The 21288-nt window shown below is 68.6% G+C and carries 20 protein-coding genes and 3 pseudogenes; 18 read left to right on the forward strand and 5 right to left on the reverse strand.

Annotation, left to right across the window (positions count from 1 at the left end):
* Positions 1 to 55: 55 nt before the first annotated feature.
* The 7 genes from AB0I94_RS28375 (at position 56) to AB0I94_RS28405 (ending at position 6917) form a co-directional block, all read left to right on the forward strand.
* Positions 56 to 1255 carry an ATP-binding protein gene (locus AB0I94_RS28375; RefSeq protein WP_363312543.1) on the forward strand — a complete coding sequence of 400 codons (1200 nt, stop codon included), beginning with the start codon at positions 56 to 58 and terminating at the stop codon, positions 1253 to 1255.
* The gene (locus AB0I94_RS28380; protein WP_160509868.1) at positions 1252 to 1650 is read left to right on the forward strand and encodes a roadblock/LC7 domain-containing protein; all 399 of its coding nucleotides are present in this window, start codon (positions 1252 to 1254) and stop codon (positions 1648 to 1650) included. Before AB0I94_RS28375 ends, AB0I94_RS28380 begins: the two co-directional genes overlap by 4 nt.
* Positions 1647 to 2036 (forward strand): DUF742 domain-containing protein, encoded by a 390-nt coding sequence (locus AB0I94_RS28385; protein WP_363312544.1) that lies wholly within the window; start codon positions 1647 to 1649, stop codon positions 2034 to 2036. The genes AB0I94_RS28380 and AB0I94_RS28385 overlap by 4 nt, the downstream gene beginning before the upstream one ends.
* Entirely contained in the window at positions 2011 to 2616 is a 606-nt protein-coding gene (locus AB0I94_RS28390) for an ATP/GTP-binding protein (protein WP_160509866.1), read from the forward strand. The genes AB0I94_RS28385 and AB0I94_RS28390 overlap by 26 nt, the downstream gene beginning before the upstream one ends.
* Positions 2613 to 3965: a cytochrome P450 gene (locus tag AB0I94_RS28395; RefSeq protein WP_363312545.1), complete on the forward strand. Its 1353-nt coding sequence runs from the start codon at positions 2613 to 2615 to the stop codon at positions 3963 to 3965. The genes AB0I94_RS28390 and AB0I94_RS28395 overlap by 4 nt, the downstream gene beginning before the upstream one ends.
* A 349-nt stretch (positions 3966 to 4314) precedes the next feature.
* Positions 4315 to 5571: a tryptophan dimethylallyltransferase family protein gene (locus AB0I94_RS28400; RefSeq protein WP_363312546.1), complete on the forward strand. Its 1257-nt coding sequence runs from the start codon at positions 4315 to 4317 to the stop codon at positions 5569 to 5571.
* Positions 5544 to 6917 (forward strand): tryptophanase, encoded by a 1374-nt coding sequence (locus tag AB0I94_RS28405; RefSeq protein WP_363312547.1) that lies wholly within the window; start codon positions 5544 to 5546, stop codon positions 6915 to 6917. Before AB0I94_RS28400 ends, AB0I94_RS28405 begins: the two co-directional genes overlap by 28 nt.
* 434 nt (positions 6918 to 7351) lie before the next feature.
* On the opposite strand, the pseudogene AB0I94_RS28410 reads toward AB0I94_RS28405, so the two are convergent.
* The 3 genes and pseudogenes from AB0I94_RS28410 to uppS form a co-directional block, all read right to left on the reverse strand.
* Positions 7352 to 8087, reverse strand: a pseudogene (locus tag AB0I94_RS28410) (IS5 family transposase); the annotation flags it as partial.
* A gap of 140 nt (positions 8088 to 8227) precedes the next feature.
* Positions 8228 to 9697 carry an oxygenase MpaB family protein gene (locus AB0I94_RS28415; RefSeq protein ID WP_363312548.1) on the reverse strand — a complete coding sequence of 490 codons (1470 nt, stop codon included), beginning with the start codon at positions 9695 to 9697 and terminating at the stop codon, positions 8228 to 8230.
* A complete protein-coding gene (gene uppS / locus AB0I94_RS28420) occupies positions 9694 to 10404 on the reverse strand; it encodes a polyprenyl diphosphate synthase (RefSeq protein WP_363312616.1) in 711 nt (236 codons plus the stop codon). The genes AB0I94_RS28415 and uppS overlap by 4 nt, the downstream gene beginning before the upstream one ends.
* A 1165-nt stretch (positions 10405 to 11569) precedes the next feature.
* Here uppS and AB0I94_RS28425 point away from each other — a divergent pair.
* Positions 11570 to 12178: a tryptophan 2,3-dioxygenase family protein gene (locus AB0I94_RS28425; RefSeq protein ID WP_363312549.1), complete on the forward strand. Its 609-nt coding sequence runs from the start codon at positions 11570 to 11572 to the stop codon at positions 12176 to 12178.
* A 255-nt stretch (positions 12179 to 12433) separates the two neighbouring features.
* Here AB0I94_RS28425 and AB0I94_RS28430 read toward each other — a convergent pair whose 3' ends face one another.
* Positions 12434 to 13495 (reverse strand): acyl-CoA desaturase, encoded by a 1062-nt coding sequence (locus AB0I94_RS28430; protein WP_363312550.1) that lies wholly within the window; start codon positions 13493 to 13495, stop codon positions 12434 to 12436.
* 793 nt (positions 13496 to 14288) lie between these two features.
* Positions 14289 to 14633, reverse strand: coding sequence for a hypothetical protein (locus AB0I94_RS28435; RefSeq protein ID WP_363312617.1), 345 nt, complete (start codon positions 14631 to 14633; stop codon positions 14289 to 14291).
* A gap of 679 nt (positions 14634 to 15312) precedes the next feature.
* On the opposite strand from AB0I94_RS28435, the gene AB0I94_RS28440 reads away from it, so the two are divergent.
* From AB0I94_RS28440 to AB0I94_RS28485, 10 genes and pseudogenes are all read left to right on the forward strand, one after another.
* Positions 15313 to 15561 carry a hypothetical protein gene (locus AB0I94_RS28440; RefSeq protein WP_363312551.1) on the forward strand — a complete coding sequence of 83 codons (249 nt, stop codon included), beginning with the start codon at positions 15313 to 15315 and terminating at the stop codon, positions 15559 to 15561.
* Positions 15562 to 15626: 65 nt separating this feature from the next.
* A pseudogene (locus AB0I94_RS28445) lies at positions 15627 to 15754 on the forward strand (IS5/IS1182 family transposase); the annotation flags it as partial.
* 180 nt (positions 15755 to 15934) lie between these two features.
* A complete protein-coding gene (locus AB0I94_RS28450; protein ID WP_363312552.1) occupies positions 15935 to 16060 on the forward strand; it encodes a hypothetical protein in 126 nt (41 codons plus the stop codon).
* Positions 16061 to 16197: 137 nt separating this feature from the next.
* On the forward strand, positions 16198 to 16929 hold the full coding sequence (locus AB0I94_RS28455; protein ID WP_363312553.1) for a MerR family transcriptional regulator: 732 nt from the start codon (positions 16198 to 16200) through the stop codon (positions 16927 to 16929).
* Positions 16926 to 17765 (forward strand): hypothetical protein, encoded by an 840-nt coding sequence (locus AB0I94_RS28460; protein ID WP_363312554.1) that lies wholly within the window; start codon positions 16926 to 16928, stop codon positions 17763 to 17765. The genes AB0I94_RS28455 and AB0I94_RS28460 overlap by 4 nt, the downstream gene beginning before the upstream one ends.
* A gap of 474 nt (positions 17766 to 18239) precedes the next feature.
* Positions 18240 to 18836 carry a hypothetical protein gene (locus tag AB0I94_RS28465; RefSeq protein WP_363312555.1) on the forward strand — a complete coding sequence of 199 codons (597 nt, stop codon included), beginning with the start codon at positions 18240 to 18242 and terminating at the stop codon, positions 18834 to 18836.
* A 267-nt stretch (positions 18837 to 19103) separates the two neighbouring features.
* Positions 19104 to 19331 carry a hypothetical protein gene (locus AB0I94_RS28470; protein WP_363312556.1) on the forward strand — a complete coding sequence of 76 codons (228 nt, stop codon included), beginning with the start codon at positions 19104 to 19106 and terminating at the stop codon, positions 19329 to 19331.
* A gap of 98 nt (positions 19332 to 19429) precedes the next feature.
* Positions 19430 to 19614, forward strand: a pseudogene (locus tag AB0I94_RS28475) (VOC family protein); the annotation flags it as partial.
* Positions 19610 to 20773, forward strand: a complete 1164-nt coding sequence (locus AB0I94_RS28480) for a cytochrome P450 (protein WP_363312557.1) — start codon at positions 19610 to 19612, stop codon at positions 20771 to 20773. The pseudogene AB0I94_RS28475 and the gene AB0I94_RS28480, both read left to right, overlap by 5 nt.
* A 163-nt stretch (positions 20774 to 20936) precedes the next feature.
* Positions 20937 to 21194 (forward strand): acyl carrier protein, encoded by a 258-nt coding sequence (locus AB0I94_RS28485; RefSeq protein WP_363312558.1) that lies wholly within the window; start codon positions 20937 to 20939, stop codon positions 21192 to 21194.
* Positions 21195 to 21288: the final 94 nt, after the last annotated feature.

Consider the following 21288-nt stretch of genomic DNA (forward strand, 5'->3'; position numbering starts at 1 on the left):
GGGTCCGCATGGACAGATTCCGAGAGCTGGACTCCAGCCGCTCAAAGAGAGTCACATGACAATTTTGCAGGATCCGACGGTCTGGGCGCTTGCTGCCGGCGTCCCTGTCGCCACCATGGTGGTCGTTCGCCAGCGAAAAACGACTGAGTCGTTGCGCCGTCAGAAGCGGGGACTCGAAAGCGATCTGACCGAACTTCAGGGCAGCCACGCTGGCCTCCAGTCCACCATCGCAGAGCTCCGCAGGGGTTACGACGAGGTGGTCCGACAGGCAAAGGAAGAGGCGGAGAACGCCACCAATACCGTACTGAAGTCTGCGATGCAGACCCTTCAGGGCCTCGCGGCGGAACAGCAGCGGGCCATCTCCGGGCTGCAGAAGAAGTACGGCGATTCGGCCGTGCTGCGGGATCTTCTGGACGTCGACCACATGAACTCGCAGTTCAACCGGCGTGCACAGTCCATTGCCGTGCTCTGCGGCGGGTGGCTCGGCCGGCAGCGGGATGCGGCATCCATCTACGACGTGATCCGCGCAGCTCAGGGCCGTATCCGGCACTACCAGCGCATCGACATCGCCTCGCGGGTGGACATCGCGGTGACCAGCCGCGCCGTCGAGCCGGTCGCGCTGACGGTGGCCGAACTGCTCGACAACGCCACCAGCTATTCGGCGCCGTCCTCCATGGTCGACGTCGAAGTGCGGACGGTGCCCAAGGGCATGTGCATCGTGATCGACGATGCAGGCGTCGGCATGAGCGAGGAAGAGAAGACGGCCGCCACCGCTCTGCTGTCCAGTGGGTCCGCGGTGAGCGTCTCCGAACTCGGCAATCCTCCCGCGTTCGGTTTCGCGGTGATCGGTGCGCTGTGCGCGCGCTTCGGGTTCACGGTCACCATCGACAGCACTTCTCCCTACGGCGGCGTCCGAGCGGTGGTGATGGTGCCGAAGGAGTTGCTGACCGACATGCCGGAACCCGCGAGGCCCGCCGCAACACAAGGAGCCAACGCGGGCACAGGGGAAAGCGGTTCGGCTCCCGCGACGACAGCGGGCGACCTGCCCCGGCGACAGAACAAGCGCCGCGCCATGGCACTCGTGCCGGACAACCAGCCCGATGAAGCGACTGCGCCGCCGGCCCGATCGGCGGAGGCACGGGTGGCGGCCATGGGCGCATTTCAGCGCGGCACTCTCAGCGGCCGAAGTGCGGGGGTACCGGCCGCCGAACGCGACACTCCTGCCGATACACACGAAGGATTCGATGCCCCGTGAGCGACGACCTGTCCTGGATGCTCGAGGACGCGCTGGCGATTCCCCATGCCCTGCACGCAGTCCTGATCTCTGCTGACGGCCTGCAGATGTCCCGCACCGCGGAGATCGGCCGGGACGACGCCGACAAGGTGGCCGCCGCCGTGAGCGGACTGCAGTCGCTCAGCCGGTCCGTCGGATTCTTCTGTGGTGACGACGGCACGACCTGGCGCCAGACGCTCATCGAGTTCGACGGTGGCTGGGTGTTCCTGAATGCCGCAGGAGGTGGCTCCTACCTCGCCGTGGCAGCGTCCGCCGAGGTCGACATGGGAGACATCACGTATCGGATGCAGCAGCTGGTCAGCCGACTGGGCAAGGCCATGTCGACCGGCCGCCGCACCGACACGGTCACCTCATGACGGATCCGGACCGTACCGAGCCCGAGCTCGTGTCCGAGGCCGGAGAATTAGTCCGGCCCTATGTCATCACCCGTGGGCGTGACCTGCTCGACGAGGGCGCGTTCGCCCTCATCACTCTCGTCACGACATCCACCGATGATCAGCAGCGTCCCCAGCGGCTCTCGCCCGAGGAGCAGCAGATCTTGGAGATGTGCTCCAGCGGCTACCTCTCGGTCGCTGAGATCGCCGCCCATTCTCAGCTGCCTCTGGGAGTCGTCAAGGTGCTGCTCAGTTCCCTCGCCGAGGGGGGCTATCTGGTCACCCGTGCGCCGGTGCCCTCGGCTCGTCTCGCCAACAAGACCTTGCTTCAGGAGGTGCTCGATGGTCTCAAGGCTCTCTCTGTCTGAGGACGCCTACGTGCGCAGCGGTGCACAGCAGACTGCGGTGAAAATCCTGGTAGTCGGGCACTTCGCCGTCGGCAAGACCACTCTGATCGGCTCGCTCTCCGAGATCGCGCCACTGTCCACCGAGGAGCAGATGACGAGCCTCTCGGAGAGAGTCGACGACCTCAAGGGAGTTCAGGGGAAGACCACGACGACGGTCGCCCTGGACTTCGGTCGCCTGACCCTCAGCGAGCGCATCGTGCTGTATCTGTTCGGGTCACCGGGCCAGCAGCGGTTCGTCAATCTGTGGGACGACATGGCCCGCGGAGCGCTGGGCGCCCTGGTCCTGGTGGACCCCGAGCGACTGGCCGACAGTTTCGAGGTCATGGACCTGGTCGAGAGCTACGGCCTCGACTTCGCCGTGGCCCTCAACCAGTTCGACGGCAGCGCGGTACACACCCCCGAAGCAGTCCGGGAGGCGCTCGACCTGCTGCCCGACACCCCGGTCGTCACCATCGACGCGCGCGACAAAGCGTCGTCCGTCAACGCCCTGATCACCATGGTCCGCTATCTGCAAAAGCGCGCCGCCCTGGAGCACGCATGACAACCCCTCCCGTACCTCCGCCCGGCTGCCCCGCACACGGCAGCGGGCAGCGCATATCCCTCGACACCCCGGAGTTCGCCGCCAACCCGCACGCGTACTACCGTTACATGCACCAGCTCGGCCCCACGGCGCCGGTCACCATCGCGCCCGGCGTGGAGGCGACCCTGGTGACCGACTACAACGCGGCTCTTGAGCTGTTGCAGGACCCCACTGCCTTCCGCAAGGACGCGCGCCGCTGGCGTGCGCTGAACGAGGGCCTCATCCGCCCCGACAGCCCGGTCCTGCCGTTGCTGGCCTACCGGCCGAACTGCATGTTCACCGACGGCGCCGAGCACGTGCGACTGCGGCAGGCCATCACCGAGAGCTTCGCCCGCGTCAGCAACAGCCGGCTGAACCGCATCGTCAACCAGGCCGCCCAGTTCCTCATCAACCAGTTCAGCGCTCGCGGCAGTGCCGACCTGCTCAGGGACTACGCGCAACAGCTCCCCCTGTACGTCTTCAACGAACTCTTCGGCTGCCCGGCGGAGATCGGCGACCGCGTCCTGTTCGGCATCTCCGGCATGTTCGACGGCGTCAATGCCGAGCAGGCCAGCCAGGTCCTGCTCCAGGCGGTGGGCGAGCTGGTGGCACTCAAGCGCGTCCATCCCGGGGAGGACATCACGTCCTACCTGATGCAGCACCCGGCACAGCTGACCGACGAGGAACTGGCGCACACGCTGGTGCTGCTCCTCGGCGCGGGCGGCGAGCCGGAGGGCAACCTCATCGGCAACGCCTTCTACACGATGCTGACCGTTGAGGAGTACGCGCGCAACGGGCAGTTCGACAAGGCCCTCGATGACACCCTGTGGCGCAACGCGCCTATGTCCAACTACGCGCCGCACTACCCGGTCTCCGACACAGACGTGGCCGGCGACAAGGTCCGTGCCGGTGAGCTGGTCCTGGTGTCCTTCGGTGCCGCCAATACGGCGCTCGCGGACCAGGGGGCCGACACCCGCGGTCACCTGGCCTGGAGCGCAGGCCCGCACGCCTGCCCGTCCAAGGAACCGGCCAGGCTCATCGCCCTGACCGGCCTGGAGGCTCTGTTCAACGCGCTGCCGGACGTTGAACTCGCGGTCCCCGCGGACAGCCTCGCCTGGCGGCCCGGCCCCTTCAACCGGGCTCTGGCCAGCCTGCCCGTCCGCTTCGGTGCGGTCACCCCGCGCCCCGCGGCCGCGTCCGAGCCGACGGCCGCGTCCCCTAGCCACCAGGCGCACCCTCCCCTGGCGCCCACGCCCGCGCCCGCGGAGCCGCAGGCCACCGGCAAGCCGGCGCGCTGGAGCAGCTTCGTGAGGTGGCTGACGGGCCAGTAGGCCGGTGCACCCCCTGTGATGCAGACGACACGGGCAGTTGTTGTAGCCTGCATGAAAGATCAACTGCTGGGGTAGGACAGCGCGGAGTGTCTGGAGTGACACGAGATGAAGGAGAGGCAGTGAACCTCGCAACCTCCGCGCCCCGTTCCGAAGGCAACCGACCGGGCCAACGGCGCACCACATCCAGCAGCAGGAACTCGTGCGGGCGCGACGACCCCGAAAAGGCGCAGGGCCGAATACCCGCCGCTTACGGCGGATCGGCCCTCGTCTCCCGCCTCGTCGGCGCAGCACGTCCCCGTACCTCCGCGCCATACAGACGCTTCTTGCGCCGTGCCGTGCGAGGAACGCGATGACGTCCCTGCCGGAGGCGGGCATACCGGCAGACGAACCCGGTAAGGCCACGCTCGGCGATCACGTGCTGGGTCAACTACAGCGCCTCGGCGCCGCGGTGGGCCTGAGCGAAGCGGACACCGCGCTGTACGGGCTGGTCCTGCTCGACTCCCTCGCGGGCTCCGCCCGGCGACCGTTGTCTCTGCCCCCGGCGTCGCCCAGCTTCCTCTCCGACGACCACACTCCCGTCGAGTTCTCCCTGGCCTGCACGTCGGACGCCGCCCCGGCACTGCGGGTGCTCGTGGAGCCCGGATGGGCCCACGAGGACATGGGCGACAGCGGCCGCGCCGGACTCGAGGCCATCCACGCGATGGCCGCCCGCTGGAACTTCTCCACCGATCAACTCGACGCCCTGGACGACTTGTTCCTCCCCGCTACGGCCGAGGGGCCACTGGCACTGTGGTACGCGCTCGATCTGCGCGCGGGAGGGGTCCCCGGCGTCAAGGTCTATCTGAACCCCTCCGCCGCCGGACCCGAGCACGCTGCACACACCGTGCAAGAGGCGTTACGCCGACTTGGCTACGACAAGGCCTTCGCGCAGCTTCCCCCCGCGGCGGGCTATCCGTTCCTCGCACTGGATCTGGGCTCCTGGGAGTCACCTCGCGTCAAGGTCTACGTGAAGCATCCGCGTATGTCGGCCGACGACGCCTGCGCGCTCAGCCATGCCTCCGGGGCCGCAGCGGCAGACATCCGCCACTTCTTCCACGCGGCCGCCGGACCCCTCCGGCCATCCGGGCAGCAAGGGGACGGTACGCCGCGCCTGCTGCGGCGGTCGGCGCTCACCTGCCATGCCTTCACCGAAGGCGACAGCGACCCGAGCGGCTTCACGCTCCACATCCCCGTCCGTGACTACGTGCGCGACGACGAGGAGGCCCTCGACCGGGCAACCACCCTGCTGACCCGGTTCGGCATGGACCCCACGGTCCTGCGCCGGAGCCTGCGCGCTCTCACACAACGACAGCTCACCGACGGTGTGGGGCTGATCGCCTACCTCGCTCTCGTGTACGAGCGAAACCGGCAGCCCCGCATCACGGCCTATCTGTCCTCCGAGGCCTATCTGACCAGGGCGCCGACAGAGCAGTACGCGCAAGTCGGCCTGTTAGCTGCACAACGCACCCAGAGCGCTCTGAACTCCGGTCGCAAGGCCGCCGATCATGCCATCCCGCACACCGCACCAAAGGAAGTTACGTGGAGCCGTACCGCATCAAAGTTGTAGAACCGATCGCGTTCACCACCCGAGCGGAGCGCGAGGCCGCGCTGAAGCGGGTCGCCTACAACCCCTTCGATCTGCGTGCCGACGAGGTCACCATCGACCTGCTGAGCGACTCGGGGACCGGTGCCATCTCCGCGGACCAGCTCGCCGCGGGCATGCACGGCGACGAGTCCTACGCCGGCAGCCGCAGCTACTACCGGTGGCACGAGGTCGTCTCCGAACTCACCGGATACCCCCACATCCTGCCGACACACCAGGGCCGCGCCGCCGAGCGCATCCTGTTCTCCGCCCTGCTCAAGCCCGGCACGAGCGTGCTGTCCAACACCCACTTCGACACCACCCGCGCCAACGTCGAACTGACCGGCTGCCAGGCTTACGACCTGCCCTGCGCCGAGGCGAAGGACCTCGACAGCGATTACCCGTTCAAGGGCAACATCGACCTGATCGCCCTTGAGCAGGCGTTGGACAACGCGCATCAAGCGCCCGTGGCGGCCGTGCTGATGACCATCACCAACAATGGTGGCGGTGGCCAGCCGGTCAGCATGGAGAACCTGTACCGGACCGCCGAACTGTGCCGCCGCCACGACGTGCCCCTGATCCTGGATGCCGCGCGTTTCGCGGAGAACGCCTGGCTGGTGACCCAGCGCGAGCCCGGCTACGCCAACCGCACCCCCCGCCAGGTCGCCGAGGAAGCCTTCCGCCTCGCGGACGGCTGCGTCATGAGCGCGAAGAAGGACGGCATCGTCCACATCGGCGGCTTCATCGGTCTCAAGGTCCCTGAACTCGCCGAGAAGTGCGCGGGCCTGCTCATCGCCACCGAGGGCTTCACCACCTACGGCGGCCTGGCCGGCCGTGACCTCGACATGATGGCCCGCGGACTTGTGGAAGTCACCGAACCGGCCTACCTCGCCGAACGCGCCGACATAGCCGCCCACCTCGCCGCGCGCATCCGCGAGGCCGGAGTCGACATCGTGGAGCCGGCAGGCCTGCACGCCCTCTACGTCAACGCCGGGCGGCTGCTGCCCCACATCCCCCCGCACCAGTACCCGGGCACCGCACTGGTCTGTGAGCTCTACCTCCGCGGAGGCATCCGCTCGGCGGAGCTGGGCAGCCTGTACCTCGGGGAAGAGGACGAACAAGGCAACTCCATCAAGACCGCACCTTATGAACTCGTGCGGCTGGCACTCCCCCGTCGGGTCTACACCCGCAGCCACTACGACCATGTCGCCGCCACCCTGGCGGACATAGCCAAGAACCCCGAATCGGTGCACGGCTACCGCATCGTGGGTCAGTCGCCGATCCTTCGCCATTTCAGCATCAAGCTGGAGCCCGTGCAGTCCGGCGGCTGATCTCTACTCGACACGTCACGTCGCGCAAGAGTGGGGCCGGCAGCACCGGCTCCCACTTCTTGAGCTTGACTCTGTCGGGAATCTTGGAGTTTCCCGGTGCGGCAGCATGGTCAACGGGGATGCTCGGGTAGTTCCGCCGACCCATGCAGCTGTCGAGGTGCCTGTTGTCCCTTCGCCCCGTTCCGGTGAGCAAGTCCCGCCTCTGACTGTGCAGGTCGCGCGGGCGAGCAACCCGGGTGGCACGACGGCGATATGGGTACGTGACCGCCTCGATGGACTGTGGTGCGACGAGGACTTCGCCGACTGGCACCCGCGGGACGGGCGACCGGGTCTCTCGCCCGCTCAACTGGCCACCGTCTGCGTCTCCAAGGTCCACAGGTCCGCCTCAAACCCGTGCGCCTGGGCGCCCTGCTCCAACGCGGCCCGAAGGATTCCGCGGTCTTGTCGTAGCGAGTGGCGATGCCGCGCCACTGCTTCAGCCGATTGAAGCAGCGTTCCACCATGTTGCGCTGCTTGTCGAAGGACGGTGGGCGCCCGCCGCGGCTACCGCGCCGGAGCCGGTTCCGGACTTGGTCGGCCCGCTCGGGGATGGTGTGACCGATGCCTCGTCGTCGCAGCCAGGTGCGGATGGCCCGGGAACTGTAGCCTTTGTCGCCCAGCACGTGGGAGGGTCGTACTCGGGGCCGTCCCGGGCCGACGCCCGGCACTCGTAACGCTTCCATCACCGCAGTGAACTGGGTGCAGTCATTGGTGTTGCCGCCCGTGAGTGTGAAAGCGAGCGGACGGCCGACACCGTCGCAGGCCAGATGAATTTTGCTGGTCAGGCCACCTCGGGATCGTCCGAGTGCGGGGCTGCGGAGCCCCCTTTTCGTGCCCCGGCAGCGTGCTGGTGGGCGCGGACGACGGTGGAATCGACCGACACGAGCCAGTCGACGTCCCGGCCGCGTCCGCCCCGGCTTGGGCGGCCTGCAGCATCCGCTCGAACGTTCCGTCCAGAGCCCACCGCCGGAACCGTTCGGGCACATCCCGCCAGGCCACCCCCGTCCGGAACTTCCACACGATCCGGTTGAGCACCATGCGATCGTCCAGCCGCTTCCTACCCCGCAACGGCCTGGGCGACAGGGGCCGGACGAACTCCCACTCGGCATCCGACAGTTCATGGCGACGTATCACGACACCATGATCCACCAGCGGTGATCATTTGAAGACACTGCCTAGCGACGGCGGTCCTGGCGTACTTGTCGTAAGGGGGCACCGTCCCCTAAGGAGCCCTGGGTCGGTCGATCCGCAGACTCGGATCTGGATGCGTTTTAGGCATCGGCGAGAAGAGGGTCGTACGGGGTGCTTGTGCGGCGGCCCGACATGAAGGAGAGGAAGTCGCCCACGAAGGCGCTTTGGCCGTAGGTGCCGTCGGTGGTGGTGAGGTCGCGGTGAAAGGCGGTGCGGAAGAGGGTGCGGTACTCGTCGGCGTCTATGGTTCCGCTGCCGTCCTTGTCGGTGGCGTCGAAGAGGACCTCGGCGACGCGGATGAGCGCGGGTCCGGCGAGGGTGGGGACGGCGGTGGCGTACTCTTCGGCGCTGACGCGGCCGTCGCCGTCCGTGTCGAGGGCGGCCTGGAGCTCCCGCCACCAAGCGGCGAAGGCGTCGTAGAGGCGGGTCTCCTCGGGTTCGTCAAGGTCGAGGCGGGTGGAGAGTTCGCGTGCCATGGCGGCGAGGTCAGGCCAGTCGAGGTGGCCGTCGCCGGTCTGGTCCAGGACCTGGCGGAAGAACTCCTCCGCCGAGCGTCGGCCCTCTCCCGAACCTGAGCCCGCCGAAGGCGCCGGGGCGGGATCGGCGTCGCCGCCCAGCGGTGTGAGGAGGCGGAGCAGGGCCGACGCCCGCTTCATGCGGGCGTGCAGGGCGGTCACGGTCCGGGCGCGGGGGTCGTCGCTGTCAGGTGAGAGTGAGAGGACTTCGATGATGCTTTCGGCGTTGATCCAGCCCTTGGGCAGGAAGCGGGCGAGTCCGGCAGCGAGGTAGGCGCCTTGCATGAGGGCCGAGGTGCCGGGCATCTCGGGCAGGCCGGCCCGGCGCCGGTAGGGCTCGGGGAGCGAGGCGACGGTGATCGCCCCGAGGAGCGGGCCGGCGACGGCGCGGCCAGCCGCCCACAGCGTCGGCGCGCCGTCGAGCAGGGCCGGGGCGGGCAGGTGGTCAAAGAGCCGGTAGAGGATGACGCGGGCGGCCTCGGTGTTCTCCAGCTCGTTTTCGACGACCCGGTCGAAGTATCGCCAGAAGTCGTTCAGGTCCTCGGGGAGTTCAGCGGCATCGCCATCGAGTGCGGCGAGGAACGCGCGGTACTCGGCGTACATCCGCTCCATCGTGTCCTGGTCGAGCGGCTGGCCGCTCAGCCGGAGCATGGTGACGGCGCTCTCGAAGAGGGTGGCGACCACCCAGGCGCGGGTCGCGCGGTCCATCGCGTCGTAGGCGCGGCCGCGGGAGTCGGATCCGCTCATGCGGGCGTGCAGCCGGTTGAGCCGGGCGGCCTCCCGTTCGCGTACCGCCGAGTCGGCGCCGAACATGCGACGCATGCTGAGGAAGGTGTTGCGCAGCCGGCGCCAGGGGTGGGCGACGAAGGTGGAGTTGTCGACGAGGGCGGCGCCGATCTGCGGATGAGCAGCCTCCAGCACGGTGGCGCGGATCATGGCCAGCGCCCAGCGCGGATCGTCGAAGAAGGCGCTGAACTGCGATTCCGGGCCGAACAGGGGCGTCTCGTCGGCCGTTCCCGTGGTTCCGGTCGTCATGATGGGTCTCCGTTCGTCCGGGGCGGCACGCCGCCGAATCGGCGGTCGCGGCACCGGTAGGTGTGCAGGCAGGCGAGGAAGTCGGGGGCCCGGAAGTCCGGCCAGAGCGCCTCGGGGAAGACCCACTCGGCGTAGGCGACCTGCCAGAGCATGAAGTTGGAGATGCGCTGCTCGCCGGAGGTACGGATGACCAGATCTACGTCGGGGGTGTCGGGAAACGGCAGATGGTCCGCGAAGAGCTGCTCGGTCACCTCGTCGGCGGGCGTCCCGCTGCGGACCAGTGATCTCGCGGCCTCGACGATGTCCCGGCGCCCGCCGTGGTCGAAGGCGACGGTCAGCGTCATCCCTTGGTTGTCGGCGGTCAGCGTCGCCAAGTCGTCGAAGTCCCGAGCCAGTTCACGGGGGATGCGCGGGTCAGTGACCCCGAGGAAGCGGCAGCGGATGCCGCGGGCGAGCAGCAGCGGCGCGTGTTTCCGCACGACCCGGCGGACCAAGCGCATCAGGTAGTCGACCTCAATGCCCGGGCGGTTCCAGTTCTCGGTGGAGAAGGCGTACAGGCTCAGCCACTCGACGCCCGCGGCCCGAGCCGCCTCGATGATGTCGATGACGGTGGTCTCCGCAGCCCGGTGGCCCGCCATACGGGGAAGCGAGCGCCGCTGCGCCCAGCGGCCGTTGCCGTCCATTACACAAGCCACATGCCGCGGCACCGCACGCGCCGGGCCGTCACCCTGCCGTTGTTCGTCGCCGTACTGTCGCCCGCCCGACCGGTCCTCCGTCGCCGCGCGTGCGTGCGGGACGCCGTGGCCGGTCTCACCCGGAGCAGCACTACCGCGTTCGATCACGCCCACCCCGTCTCGCCCTCGCCACGCCCACACCCACGCCCCACTGAAGCGTTCCCTTCCAGGAGTCTGACGGCGCGAAAGGGCCCGGACCGGTCATACGGATCACTGTCACCCTTGGCTCATATGCCTGATTCCGGAGTAAAGGGCCATACCGAAGAGCAGCCAATCGCTCCGACCGGAGCCGGTGGTGATTGACAACGCGCCGACGGGGCACCACCTGCAGGCGCTCCATCTGTCGTCGGCGTGCCGGTAAAACCGGTGTTCCGTACTCCCACCGGAGGTGGCTGCGGGCGGTGCCGAAGGCCGGGGCGAGGCGTCCCGCCCGCAGGTGGAGGTAGCGCAGGGCCGACTGCAGGGTGGGTCTCCTTGTCTAGGATCCGGACGCCGGCACCTTCCCCGTACCGGCGACAGCAGGTGGCCACCAGGCGATTCACGTGACGCGGCGGCCCAGAGCGAGCCGAATACGCCGACCCCGGGCGCAGGCGTCCTTAGACCCGACTGCTTCGCGAGTCACGCCGTCCGCTCCCACCGCGTGACGATCTGCGCGGTACCGGCGCGCGCCCAGGCGGAGAAGATACTCACGGCCGTGCACCGCGAACTCGGCATCGCGGCCGCGCAGAAGTCGACCGCCGAGCAGCGCTCCGACTGACTCGACGACCTGAAGAAGGCCGATGACAAGAGCTGGCTCACGTTGCGGCTCGCGAGCAAGATGGGCTGGCCACAAGTGTTCTACACCCGCGCGGACGGCTGCGGCCAGCAACGCCCGCTCTCCATGCGCTTCCCCGGGTCTTCACCTGGAGCGGCCCGGCCTGGTGCGCCTCTCCGGGAGATTCGCCGACTGTCGCGAGTTCACATCTGACGCAATGGGCGGCGGTCGGAACACCGGTACAGCCGTTGGCGCTGCGAACGATCACGGCCCGCTCGGCATGCGTGTGCTGAGACCAAGGCGGGTGACCCGATCGGGTGGGCGTGGCGGTACACCGGACGGCGACGGAAGCATCAGTGGTCGTCGGCAGTCATCATCGTGTGCATGGAGACGCCTTACGCCTCTTACCTGCGACTTCCCGTTCTCCTCGAACTGCAGCAGCCTCGTACTCCGGCCGAGCGGCCCGCGCAGTGGGCGGACGAGCACTTCTTCATCACCGTGCACCAGTCCGCCGAAGTCCTTGCCAGCCAGGCCCTGGTGGATCTGAACCGGGCCGCCGAGCACGCACAGGCGGGCAAGGAGACCCAAGCCGCCGTGGCCCTGCGCCGGGTCACAGCCCTCGTGGAGATCCTCGAACACCACCTCACCTTGCTGGACCACCTCGAACCCGACAGCTTCGCCTCCTTCCGTCCCCTGCTGGAGAATGCCAGCGGATGCCAGTCGAGCCAGTTCGCCGATCTGTTCCACCGCATCGCCGCGGCGGACCTCCTCGGCCGGCCGGCCGACGCACTTCCCGCTCAACAGCCGCTCACAACCGCGTTGCAGGCTCTGCGGGGTGCCGTCATCCGCTGGCAGACGCGGCACCTGCTGCTGGTCGAAAGGATGATCGGTGACCAGCCCGGCACTGGCGGAACGTCGGGGCTGGCTCATCTGCGCGCCCGGATCGACCTGCCGCCCCGTGAGGGGCAACGGTGCCGGGGCGAGGCGTCCTAGGCGGGCCGCGTCTTCACGCGTGCCATGGCCGGTGCAGGGCAGACGGGATGGGCCGCGGCAGCCGCACAGCCGTCGCCGACCTCCTGCCCGACCACACCGCCATCGAGCAAAAGGACGCTCCGGCCCCGGAGCTGCGGTCCCTGACCTGGGACCAGGGCAGATTCGTCCGCGGCGAACCCGACTCCGATCTTGAGGAAGGCCTTCCGCCCAGGTCGGCAGCACGGGTGCGAGAGCTTGCCGCCGGCGCTCGACGCGTCAGATGGATCGGGGCTGCTGCCGCAGGGGGCGGCTCGCCTGGTGCAGGCTCTTGAGCGCCTGGCCGTAGGAGGCGATGAGCGAGGTCTGGAGGTAGGCCACGCCCAGCTCGTCACAGTAGCGCTGGACCAGGAGTTGAGCCTTGCGCAGGTTCGGCGACGGCATGCTGGGAAACAGGTGATGCTCGATCTGGTAGTTCAGTCCTCCAAGGACCACGTCCGTAAGCCAGCCTCCGCGTACGTTGCGGGAGGTGAGGACCTGGCGGCGCAGGAAGTCGGGCCGGTCGTTGCCGGTGAACGTGGGCATGCCCTTGTGGTTCGGGGCGAAGATGGCGCCCAAGTAGAGCCCGAACAGGCACTGGTGCACAACGACGAACACCACTGCTTTGCCCGGGGAGAGCAGGACGAACAGGGCTCCGAAGTACAGCAGGAAGTGCGCGGCCAGCAGCGTCCCCTCGAGCCTGCGCTGCTTCAGGGACCGGTCCGCCAGGGCACGCACCCCCGCGACGTGCAGGTTGAAGCCCTCCAAAGCCAGCAAGGGGAAGAACAGATAGGCCTGCGCCTTCCCGATCAGGCGGGGCAGGCCGCTGGCCGCTCGGGCCTGCGCCTGGCTCCAGACCAGAATGTCGGGGGCGACATCGGGATCGAGCTCCTCGTGGTTGGGGTTCGCGTGGTGGCGCGAGTGCTTGTCCTGCCACCAGCCGTACCCCATACCGATCCCCAGGTTGCCGGCGAGACGACCGACCAGCGCGCTCACCGGGGTCGTTCGGAACACCTGGCGGTGGCCGACGTCGTGCGTGACGAGTGCGATCTGCCCGAAGACCAGAGCGAGGAAAGCTGCGACAGCGAGCGTCCACCAGCTGTCACCGACGGCCACGAAGGCCAGCCAGCCCCCCGCGAAGGCTGAGGCCGCCAAGGCCATCCGCACGCCGTAGTAGAAGGGACGGCGCCGCATCAGTCCGGCGTGCTTGATCTCCTTCGACAGCCGGGCGTAGTCACTGCCCTCACGTCGTACCGGTGTGTCCACGGCTGTGCCCGCCCGCAGCGGTGTCTGCGTGCTCATCGGCGGGCCTGTTGTTGCGTCGACGAAGAGCGGAGGGTGACCGGCATGATGCCTCTTTTCCCGCCAGGTGCCCGATCGCTGCGAGTGGACGTCAGGCAAGACCGTCACACGAGGATCTGGGGCAGGCGGTAGTGGTGTGATCTGTCACGCAGCGGTGGCGACGTGTCGTAGAGATCGGGCCCGCACAGTCGTGGCGCATTGCTTGTACGCGCCGTCATCGCGACCGAGTGCGGAGCCAGTACGTCTTCCGGGACTCCAGGAAGAGCAGCCAAGGGCTAGGGCATCTTGCATTCAGAGTACCCATCGTCGTGTTCACATCACGTAAGGAGCGGCGACGACGAGACCCGTCCGCAGATCACCTGCGATGTTCGCGGTTGCGGCGGCCCTGGCGCATCCAGCTCCCCCGGCGCCGGCGCCGGTAGCGGCGGTCCTGCCGGTCCCGGCGGTTCCGGCGGTCCCGATAGTCGCGGTACTCGGAATTACCGCCTCGGCCTCGCCCCCCCCAGACCACCACGGCCGTAGTGGACAACTGTGAAGATCAGCACGGCTGCGGCCACCCACCACATGGCATTGAGGAAGCCGAGGCCGAACAGAGCAACAACAAGGACGGCCGAGCAAGACGATCACGGGGTGGCACCTCCCGGGCGGAATGGATCATCGCTGCCGGGGACAGGGACCTCGCCTCACAGCACAGCCCCGGGCAAGGGGCGCTGGTACACCGATGCCGACGGACAGCCCCATCCGCAGGGCCACTTGACCGCTTGACAGCTCGGCGACGAAGCGCGCCCCCTGCTCAGATACGCAGCAGCCGCTGTGTGATCTCTCGGTACTGCCTCATCGCATGCCGGAGTTCATCCGACTGCGTCTCGGCGTCTTGGCCCTGCCAGCCGTCGTGAAGAGCGCGCCGTCGTTCCGCGAGAGAGCTTGCGAGATGGGCGGCGGCTTCATCGAAGATGCCCTCAGCCTCTTCCAGCGCCTCGAGCGGGCTGTCGGCGAAGTTGTTGAGGGCCTCCTGGAGTCGCAGGGCGAGCCGGTCCCGTTCGTCCGCCGGAAGCAGCGACTCCGGGCCCGGAGCGCGGCGTTCAGTGGAACCCCCAACCTTGTCCGGCGGCTGCTGAGCACGTGCCTGGTCGTACATCATCGTGTGTCGCTTTCCTGTGCGTCGTGTCGGCGAAGTCGGAACGAGCCCACTGAGCCGATGAGCAACGGGCTGATGAGTTGTGGGCCGACGGGCTGAGGGCCAACAAGCAGGAACCCGGATCGGCGGCGGGCCGTGGGAGCCAGCCTAGTGCGGCGCGGAGAAGGCCCGCACCATGCCGACCCTGGCTTCGAGCCGGGTTGCCGCCCTTCGTCGGACTCGGTGTCGCGTCGGCGTCGGCGTCGGCGTCGGCATGTCCTGTCCGCGTCACTGACGCGACACCACCACAGGTGTCCGCCGTCTCTGTTCTCCGCCTCGTAGGAGACTCCCGATGGCTCGGGACCCGCACCCGCACTCCCCCATACCCGCCCGACCGGAACCGCCCGGCCCACCCAGCGCAGGGATGCCGTCGGAGGCCCGCTGCTGTCGGTCCACGCCGCCGTGGTGTTGCTGGCGGCCGTCATCATCGGCCTCGTCATGGGCGGCCTCATGTTCCTCCACGACAAGTCCGTGCCGCAGCCGTCGCGACGGGCCTGGTGGCCGTTGGAGGCAGCATTCCCGTGCTGCACAAGCTGATCGGCTGCCCGGCCCCGTTGACGTGGGTTCAGCAAAAAAGGAGTTCCGCTGCCTGACGGGCAGGTACCTTGCAGCGCTGTCCGAGCGAGGACGGGCGTTTTGCGTGCATCGCAACGCGAAAGGCTTCAGCCGCGTCGACTATGCCTACCGCGGCGATGAAGTGACGTCCTTCGAGCCTGGCCCCCACCTGACGAACGGTGCCCCAGCCGAAGTGGCACTTGGCTTCCTGCCCAGCAACACTGAGGACTTGGGCGATGTCGCATTCCTTCGTTTCCTGGAAGGCGAGTTGGGCATCTACCTGCCCCGGGAAGAAGCGGAGGGAGAGCCTCCGGCAGCCGCCCTCACCTGCTGACCCTCTCGGACAGCTGCGCCCCCGTGTCTATGGATCCGCCGCCGCATCGCGCCTCGACCAGCCCGCGAGGCGTCGACTTCTCGGCCAGGCTCGGCCGACACCAGGAGGTCGCCGAACGGACAGTGAGCTTGCTCGGCGGCGCCCGCAGGCTCCACCACCGTACGAACGCAAGGCTGACCCCTTCCTCGCCTTCGCGGGCATCACGGGCATCACGGGCATCGCGGGCATCGCGGCAATCGATACCCGCTACGGCCGCCGACTGCGCCGCCTACCTGACCGGCGAGGTCCCGAAGGAAGACTAGTGACGCAGCCTGCCCTGCGCCCCGCCCCGCCCCGCCCCGCCCCGCCGGGATGGTCTCTCACCCCGTGATTCTTGATTCCCAACCCGACCAGAAGGAACCTGCAGGACGCCTTGCAGCCGAACTCCTGCTCGGTGAGCGACCCGGACACGGTCGAACTCGACGAGGACGACGAGGACGACGAGGACGACGAGGGTTAGCGGGAGCGGACTCTGGCCAGATACGCGCGCTGACGAAGACGTACCACTCTGGTGGCTAGACACGCTTGAATCGTTTTGCGCCCGACGAAACTTTCAGCGCTTGACCTTGACGCAACGGCAGGGTTTCTACTGGCGGCATGCGAATCGGAGAGATCGCCGCGCTCGTGGGGCTCACCACCCGGGCGATCCGGCACTATCACCATGTCGGGCTGCTTCCGGAACCGGAGCGGCGCCCCAACGGCTACCGGGCCTACAGCGTCCGCGACGCTGTACTGCTCGCCCGGGTGCGCCAGCTCACCGAACTCGGCCTCAGCCTCGATGAAGTGCGCGACGCCCTCGCCGACGATGCCGAACGTGAACTGGCCGAGGTATTGAAGGAGCTCGACGCCGACCTGGCCCGCCAGGAAGCCGACATCCGGGAGCGCCGTCGCCGGCTCTGCGCCCTGCTCGCCGAGCCGCCCGGCGCGACCGGGCCCGTTTCACCCGCCCTCGCCGCACTGCTGGCACAGGCCCCCAGGACAGACTCGCCGAGCGCGGCCAAGGACCGCGAGTACCTCACACTGATGGACGCCAGGACCGGTAGCCAAGAGATTTTCGCGCTGCTCGGAACGCTGATCGCTGATCCCGCGGTTGTCGAACTGTATGAGCGCCTCGACGCGCTCGCCGAAGCCCCGGCCGACGATCCGCGGATCGCACCCCTGGCAGCTGACCTGATGGCAGCCGTCCCCGAGGAACTGTTCGCCGCAATCCCCGAGCACGGGGTGGTCGTGTCCGGGTTCAAAGAGGCGCTGCTCGCCGAGTACGCCCCCGCGCAGGCGGAAGTCGTGGGCCGGCTCATGGAGGCTTTCATGGAAAGGGGTCGGGGATGAGCGGTCGGCCAAGGGGCGTACGGGTGGCGCGGGTCGCGGTGGCCGCCGTGCTGCCGGGGGAACTGGCCCTGGCGGCCTGCTTGGTGGCTGGGGTCCGGCCGCCCGGTTGGGCGCTGGCGGGCGCCGAGGCGCTGGTGCTCGTGGTGCTGCTGTTGGAGGCATGGGTGCTGCGCTCGCTGTACGTCGCCGCGCGCGCCCGCGGTGCGGACCGCCGGGCGGCGCGGCGGTCCGCCGTGCAGGAGGCGGTGCCGGTGGCGGTCCGCCGCCTGGTCCTCCACGAGCTGCGCGCCCTCGCCTCCCTGGGGCGGTGGGTCCGGCGCGGCACGCACGGGGTGCGCCCCGGGGACCTCGCTGCCGCGTACACCGGGCCCCAGACCGCGATGATGTACGGGCTGCTCTTCGTGATGGTCATCGAGACGGTGGTCCTGGCCTTGCTCATCCCTTGGCCGGTGGTCCACCGGGTGATCCTGGTTCTCGACCTGTACGGCGTCGTCCTCGTGCTGGCCCTGCACGCGGCCTGCGTCACCCGGCCGCACGTCGTGCGCCCCGACGGCTCTCTGCGGATCCGCTACGGAGCGCTCTTCGACCTCGCTATACCGCCGGACGCCGTCGCCTCGGTCCGGGTCGACCGGCGCTACCCCGAAGGCAGCCTGATCACCCTCTCCGAGGACGGGGTCCTCGACCTGATCGTGGGCAGCCAGACCTCGGTGACCCTGGAGCTGAACCGGCCACTCCCTTTCACCCGCCCGCTCGGCGCAACGGAAGAGGCCCACATCATCCGCTTCCACGCCGACGACGCGCGCGCACTGGTCAGCGCACTCCGTCAGCCTGCCTGAGCACGCAGATCGGTTCCGACCACACAGACGGAGCGGTAGACAACTTCGCCCTCTGCCAACCGATTCCGCGAAGCCGACGACTCCTGGCAGACCCTCCGGCCCAACGACACTCCCTGGCCACCATGCCTGGCCCTGTAGGCATGCGGAATGGCCGCCGGGGCCTATGCCACGGCGGGGCGCGGCCGGTGAAGGAGCTGGCGGGCCGTGCGCAGGAAGTTGCCGCGCTCAAGGCCTGAGCAGGTACGCGAAAGAGCCCCGCAGGAAGCTGTCGGCGAGCCTGCGGGGCTCTTCTGCATCCCACGGCGGCATCCGGGCGGCGCAGGAAGCACCGTTGCTCGCCTTGCTCGTCACGCACCTGCACAAGCGGGCCACCTGCTCGGTGCCGAGCTGGCCACGGGCTCCCTGTTCGTCGTCCGGGGCCGCGTGGCCGGAGGGCGCCGCCGAGCATGTCGATACCATCACCGGGGAGGCACGATGACAGGGATCAGTCCAGCGCTGCACCGCAGGTGGGGTGAGTTCGTCGGGCCGGAGGCCACGCGGGCGAACCATGTACTGACGGCGTTGACGACGGCGGCCGGTGCGATCGCAGCGCCGATCGCGGCCACGGCGCGCGGGGCGGACGCAGGGCGCGCGGCCCTGGCAGGGCTCATGGCGGTGGACCTCGCAGGCGGGGTCTACGTCAACAACACACGGGCGTGCGCCCGCTGGTACGAGCGCCCGGGACAGGGCGACACAGAGCACTACTCCTTCGCCGCCTTGCACGTGCATCCGGCAGCGGTAGCTTGGCTCGACGCGGGGGTCGCGGGCAGCGGCAGAAAAAAGCGTGTGCACCCAGCTGCCTGGGCCGCCGCTCACTACGCGTACATGGCTACCGCAACCATCGCGATCCGCCGGTATCCGGCACGCCGACGGATGCTCGCAGTGGCCTGCACGGCCGGCGGGCTCACGCTGGACAAACTGCTGGGCCCCTCGCATACCGCACCCTGGTTCGCCTGGACCTACTACCCCAAGCTGCTGCTCGGCCATGCCGGTGCGGCGCTCTGGTCGGAGACCCAGCTGCATCCACGCTGAGAGCAGACATAGGCCAGGCGCGCCAGTGGGCCGCCCACCACAAGCCATTGGAAAACCTCCGGCGCACCCGGTAGAGGTGCGCGCGGGCGGTGGCCGCCTCGATGCCCATGACCTTGGCGGCCTCCCCACCGGCTGACCGGCAATCGCGCAACGGTCCATGATCTTGCGCTGTTTGCTGCTGAGTATGGCGATCTTCTCGCACACCCGGCGCAGGGCCCCGCGCGCCTCCAGCAGCGTGGCCAGGTCGACGGCGAGCGAAGGACGGTCGTGGAGCTGGGGGTCGAGGTCCACGGTTTTGGTGTCTCTCTTCAGGCGCAGCACTTCATGGACCGCGGTGGTGCGCAGCCAGGCCAGCCAGTTGGCCACCGGCTCCAGATTGGCGGCCTGCCAGCACAGCAGGAAAGCCCGTTGCACGGCGGCGTCGGCCAGGGCGCGCCGGCCGCCGGAAACGAACAGCGCTGGGCCAGCAGCGAGCCCTACCAAACGACAACGTGAATGGCCAGTTCAGGTGGCTGCTCACCAAGGGAGCCAGTTGGGGTGTTCCTTCAGGTCAGTGACCTTGAGGAGACTCGGCCGTTGAGCCCTGTGTGAAGCCTGACGCCAGGACTGTGCCGGACCGCGTCCCCCTTGTCCTGCTGCTGTACCCCAGCGACGACAAGGTGGCGGGGGCGACCCCGGGCCCACGGCGCGACCGATCTCGGACATCGGCCAAGGCGACGTCCCGTGGACGTGTCTGAATGACCTGGAGGACCGTGAGTTCCGCGTCTTCGCCCATGCGCATCGAGATGAATCAGTTGGGGCCGTTGCCGACGTTCCTGGCAGGTGCCCCGGAAGCGATTGCTCTCGTGAAGGCACCGACCGGCGACGAGGTGTGGCTCGTACGTGACCACGCCCTCGGGCGCCTGGTGCTGACGGACGACAGATTCAGCCGGGCCGCGGCCGTCGGGGCCGGGGCGCCGAAGCTGGTCGACGTCCAGCCCGCCCCGCAGTCGATGGTGAGCATGGACGGCCCCGACCATGCGCGGCTGCGGCGCGTGGTGGCGGGCGCCTTCACTGGCCGCCGGGCAGCGCTTCTGGGCCCGTCCATCGAGCGGCTGGCCGACGAACACATCGGCCGGCTCATCGCCGCAGGGCCGCCCGCGGACCTGAGCGAAGGTCTGGCCCTGCCGCTGGCACGCGGCGTACTGTGCTCGCTGCTGGGCATCCCCGCGCAGGACAGCGACTGCTTCCGTGACCACGTGGAAGTGCTGTTCGACTCCACGCACGGCACACGCAAGGAAAAGGCGCGGCGCCGCGTCCGGCTGGTGAGTTATATGGCCGGCCTCATCGAGCGTAGGCGCCAGGAACCGGGCGACGACCTCCTCACCATCATGGTCCGGGCACACGACGAGGCCAGGTTGTCGCTGGCCGAACTGATCACCATGGGCCTGACGTTGCTCACAGCCGGGTATGAGACGACCGCGGGTCAGATCGGTCTGTCGGCGCTCGCGTTGGCGTCCGACCCGGTCGCGTACGGGCAGCTGCGCCGACGGCCCGAGCTGCTGCCCTCGGCGGTGGAGGAACTTCTGCGGCTCACGCCCTCCACCCCGGTGAGTCTGGCCAGAGTGGCGACGCAACCGGTACGGCTGGGCGGGGTCACGGTCGCCGCGGGCGAGGCTGTGGTCGTGTCGCTGATCCACGGTAACCGGGACGACAGGGCATTCGCCGAGCCGCGTGACGGCACGTCACAGAGCCGGTCCGCCGCCCACCTGACGTTCGGTCACGGGGCGCACAGGTGCCTCGGCGCGCCGCTCGCCAGGCTCCAGCTGCAGATCGTCCTTGCGCAGCTGCTGCGGCACTTCCCGGTCTTGCACCTGGCCGCCGGGCCGCCGGACGCCGTCGCCTGGAAGGAGGGCCTGATCACCCGCGGGCTGTCCCGGCTGCTTGTGGAGTGGTGAGAGGGGCGCGTTCGAGGGTCTGGACTCTGCGCCGGGCCATGGCGGAGTTCTCATACGAGTGAAATGCCTGTCATCGGCCGGTTGTCCTGGGTCATGCGGCGAGGATTGAAAGTTGCACACCGATGGCAGCAGCTAATTCGAGCGACCTCACGAGGAGTTTGTAGTGGGCACGGGATACAGCATTGTTGTGAAGGTTCTGGTCGACCAGTTCGGCTGCACGGAGGCGGAGTTGATGCCCGAGACCACGATGGAGGACGTGGACTTGGACTCGCTGGCGCAGGTCGAGTTCGCCGTCGCCCTGGAGGGGCGGACCGGACTGCGGTTCAGTGACGACCAGGTCACCTTGGACACAACGCTGAGCCAGATCGCCGCCACCATCGATGCCTCGTGCGCCCCTGGTGCGGAGGTAGTGGCGCCGTGACACCGAGCGAGCGGCCGGAACTCGAAGGCGGCGCCGAGCATGAAAAGAACGGTCCGCACAGTGAAAAATAGTGTCGTTCTTTCGCCCTGCGATG

The sequence above is a fragment of the Streptomyces sp. NPDC050147 genome (assembly GCF_040660195.1).
Taxonomy (GTDB): domain Bacteria; phylum Actinomycetota; class Actinomycetes; order Streptomycetales; family Streptomycetaceae; genus Streptomyces.